Source organism: Bradyrhizobium sp. 142 (assembly GCF_023074015.1).
In the GTDB taxonomy this organism is placed as follows: domain Bacteria; phylum Pseudomonadota; class Alphaproteobacteria; order Rhizobiales; family Xanthobacteraceae; genus Bradyrhizobium.
Map to the genome: position 1 here is coordinate 1 of NZ_JADPKQ010000392.1, position 3687 is coordinate 3687.

Sequence of the window (3687 nt, forward strand, 5' to 3'; positions counted from 1 at the left end):
CACGTACCGGCACGGCCATCTGCGGCCGCCTTCTTGCGCATGTCGGCAAGCCGGGCCGTCAAGGCGGCCAGGTCGCCGCCACCGATCGTATAGCGGCTCAGCTTCTGCGATCCCGGCAGCAACACGCCGAGTTCCATTTCGCTTGGCTCAGTTCAAAAGCCAGATAAACCGTGGCATGCTCCGCTGCGGCGGGTGTCTCAGTGCGATCGAGCTTGATCATCTTGGTCCTCCGAGGCTGGATGTTGCAATCTAATCCTACCTCTCCTGACCACCCGCCACCCATAGGATCTCAGGCGCGAGCCATGCGACGCAAAGCGTCGCGTGGGGAGCCTCGAAGGATGAACGGCTACGCGGCAGCAGCCGGGCCGTCGCCCTTCGAGGGCCGCTGAAGTGGCGGCCACCTCAGGGTGACGGATAACGACGAAGCGGATCAACTGATGCGGAACGTCACCCCGCCCAGCAGGAACTCGTTACCCCCCACCGCATATCCCTTCGCCTTCGCCGCATGGAGGACGCTCGCAACATCGGAGACCCGAAACTCCAGCGCGCTCATGATTTCGCTGCCACCCTTCACGAAGCGAAGGCTCGCATTGGGCAGCTTCAGCTCGGCCTCACCACCGGTCGCTGCGGTGACCGCCACGCCAATGATCTTGCCCCAATGCTCCGCCAGCCCTGTCGGGTCCGGGCTCTGCATCTCCACGCCGGTCAGCGCCTGCGTCACATCCTTGCGGACGAACTTTTGCCAGTCCGGCCCCGCCGGCGGATACGGGCCCAGAATGTCGTCGCTGCCATCGGTGTGGTTGAATTCGATGAAGGCGGCGCGGCAATCGCGGGGATGCAGCTGCACGCCGTGATAGCGCGCGTGGTCGATGACGTTGGCGGTGCGCACGCCCAGCGCATTGGCATTGCGGCCGCGCTCGTCCGGATCATTGCAGCAGAAGATCGCCATATAGCCGCCGCGGCCGCCGGTCTTCTCGATGAAACGGCCGGCTGCCGCGCCGTCCTGGAACGGCGCCACCACTTCCAGCAAAATCGCGTCGACCGGCAGCAGCGCGTTCTCCAGGCCGTATTTGGCGACATTGCCGTCGCGATAGCAGACGGCGAGGCCCATGATCCTGGTGATGTCCGAGATCACCGGCTCGAGCTGCGGCGCGACCAGGCAGATCTGCCGCAGCCGCGTATAGGGCGCCATCGTCATGCGCCCTTGAAGGCCGGCTTGCGTTTTTCGACGAAAGCTTTTGCGGCCTCCTTGTGGTCCTCGGTGTCGCCGCAGCGGGTATGGTGGATCGCCTCGCCGTCGAAGCAATCCTCCAGCGCCAGATGCTCGGCATTGTTGATGTTGCGCTTGATGAAGCCGAGCGCGATCGAAGGGCCCTGCGCCAGCGACAGCGCCAGTTCGTGCGCGGCCGCGTCGATCTCGGCATCCGGAACGACCCTGGTCACCATGCCGATGGCATGCGCTTCCGTCGCGCTCAGCACCGGCGAGGTCAGATAGAGCTCGCGCGCCCGCGCGCTGCCGAGCAGCTGGGTCAGGAAATAGGTGCCGCCGTAATCGCCGGAGAAACCGACTTTTGCGAAGGCCGTCGTGATCTTGCAGGATTCGGATGCGATGCGCAGGTCGCAGGATAGCGCCATCGACAGGCCGGCGCCCGCCGCGGCGCCATCGAGCTGCGCCACGACCGGCTTGGGCATCTGGTGCAGGATGCGCGAGACCTCCATGCCACGGCGCAAATTGGCAAGCTTGGTCTCGAATGGCAGCGGCGCGCGGCCCTCCGCCATCGACTTGACGTCGCCGCCAACGCAGAAGGAGCCGCCGGCGCCCTTGAACAACACCGCGCGCACCTCCGGATCGTCAGCCGCGCGCCGCGCCGCCTCGACCAGCCCCCGCACCATGTCCGGGTTGAGCGCATTCTTGCGCTCAGGCCGGTTCATGGTGATGGTGAGCAGCCCGCCTTCGAGCTTCTGCAGGACCATGTCGTTGCTCATGGTGCGTCTCCTTTGTTGTTGTTTGACCGGGCCTTAGCCACATCCATCATTGCGAGCGAAGCGAAGCAATCCAGGGATGTATCCGCGGAGACAGTCTGGATTGCTTCGTCGCACCAGCGCAAAATTGCTTCGCAATTTTGTCGCGGGCTCCTCGCAATGACGATCCTTATTTCTTCACCAGCGGACATCGCGACTGCTCCAGTGACTGGAACGCCTCGTTGCCGGGCACGGTGGCGAGCAGCTTGTAATCGTCCCAGCGGCCCTTGGACTCCGACGGCTTCTTCACCTCGAACAGGTACATGTCGTGCAGCATGCGGCCGTCTTCGCGGATCTTACCATTCTTCGCGAAGAAGTCGTTGATCGGCGTCTCCTTCATCAGCTTCATCACCGAAGCCGAATCGGTCGTGCCTGCCGCCTTCACGGCCTTGAGGTAATGCGTCACGGAGGAGTAGACGCCGGCCTGCGCCGAGGTCGGCGGCCGCTTCATGCGCTCGGTGAAGCGCTTCGAGAATGCGCGTGTGTCGTCATTGAGGTCCCAGTAGAAGGCCTCCGCCAACAGCAGGCCCTGCGCCGTCTCCAGGCCGATCGAGTCGATATCGGTGACGAAGGCGAGCAGCGGCGAGATTTTCTGGCCACCCTTGGCGATGCCGAACTCGGCCGCCTGCTTGATGGCGTTGACGGTATCGCCGCCGGCATTCGCCAGCCCGATCACCTTGGCTTTCGACGCCTGGGCCTGCAACAGGAACGATGAAAAATCCGACGTGTTGAGGGGGTGGCGGACATTGCCCAACACCTTGCCGCCGGTCTTGATGACGACGTTGCTGGTGTCCTTCTCAAGATCCTGGCCAAAGGCGTAATCGGCAGTGAGGAAGAACCAGCTGTCGAGGCCCGACTTCACGGCCGCAAGGCCGGTCACGTTGGCCTGACCAAACGTATCGAACACGTAGTGCACGGTGTAGGGACCGCAGGCCTCATTGGTGAGGCGGATCGAGCCGGGGCCGTTGAAGATGACGATCTTGTTGCGCGCTTTCGCAATCTCGCCGGCGGCAAGCGCGGTCGCGGACGCCGCGACGTCGTAGATCATCTCGACGCCCTGATTGTCCAGCATGTCGCGGGCGATGTTGGCAGACAGATCGGCCTTGTTGAGATGGTCGGCCGCCAGCACCTGGATCTTGCGTCCCAGCACCTCGCCGCCGAAATCCTCTGCCGCCATCTTGGCCGCGGTCTCGCTGCCGGGGCCGGTGATGTCGGCATACAGGCTCGACATGTCGAGGATGCCGCCAATCTTCAGCGGCGGCTTGTCCTGGGCCTGCGCAGCGCTCGCGCTCAGGACGAATGCGGCGGCAAAAATGCCCGACAAAATTCGCGTCATTGAATTGAAGACCTCCCTTATCGCGCCGTGCTCTGATGGCGGCTTGGTTATTGCTGTTGCCGCAATCATGCCGCATGCGCGACAGCGCAGCAAGCAGAAGCGCGGCGAGAGCATCGCGCGTTTTCCGCAAAGCGGAATGGCAGGGTCTGGCGAGCTGCTTCCACATCGGATCTGTGCGGGGGGCGCTCAGCAATGAGCGTCCCTACCGCGACCGCTGCGCTCGCAATGACTGCCATCGGTCTGGCTGCGGCGCCGGAGCGTGCGTCTCCAGAGTTCGATGACGAAGAAGCGGAAGGCGCTGAGCGCCCGACTGTTGGTCGGCACCGCAT

4 protein-coding genes are annotated in these 3687 nt (G+C 63.8%); 1 reads left to right on the forward strand and 3 read right to left on the reverse strand.

What is annotated here, in order from left to right; translation table 11 throughout:
• Window positions 1-430: 430 nt before the first annotated feature.
• The 3 genes from IVA82_RS36195 to IVA82_RS36205 all read right to left on the reverse strand — a co-directional run bounded on the left by IVA82_RS36195 (window position 431) and on the right by IVA82_RS36205 (window position 3358).
• On the reverse strand, window positions 431-1192 hold the full coding sequence (locus tag IVA82_RS36195) for a hypothetical protein (RefSeq protein WP_247381046.1): 762 nt from the start codon (window positions 1190-1192) through the stop codon (window positions 431-433).
• Between the two features lie 2 nt (window positions 1193-1194).
• Window positions 1195-1986, reverse strand: a complete 792-nt coding sequence (locus IVA82_RS36200; RefSeq protein WP_247381048.1) for an enoyl-CoA hydratase — start codon at window positions 1984-1986, stop codon at window positions 1195-1197.
• Between the two features lie 166 nt (window positions 1987-2152).
• Complete coding sequence (locus IVA82_RS36205) at window positions 2153-3358, reverse strand: ABC transporter substrate-binding protein (protein WP_247381050.1); 1206 nt, start codon at window positions 3356-3358, stop codon at window positions 2153-2155.
• Here IVA82_RS36205 and IVA82_RS36210 point away from each other — a divergent pair.
• Entirely contained in the window at window positions 3336-3554 is a 219-nt protein-coding gene (locus IVA82_RS36210; RefSeq protein WP_247381052.1) for a hypothetical protein, read from the forward strand. The genes IVA82_RS36205 and IVA82_RS36210 overlap by 23 nt on opposite strands.
• Window positions 3555-3687 lie beyond the last annotated feature (133 nt).

Coding starts and splice junctions, on each gene's coding strand:
- IVA82_RS36200 (WP_247381048.1), bottom strand. CDS start 1,986: ATGAGCAACGACATGGTCCTGCAGAAGCTCGAAGGCGGGCTGCTCACC.
- IVA82_RS36210 (WP_247381052.1), top strand. CDS start 3,336: ATGCCCGACAAAATTCGCGTCATTGAATTGAAGACCTCCCTTATCGCG.
- IVA82_RS36195 (WP_247381046.1), bottom strand. CDS start 1,192: ATGGCGCCCTATACGCGGCTGCGGCAGATCTGCCTGGTCGCGCCGCAG.
- IVA82_RS36205 (WP_247381050.1), bottom strand. CDS start 3,358: ATGACGCGAATTTTGTCGGGCATTTTTGCCGCCGCATTCGTCCTGAGC.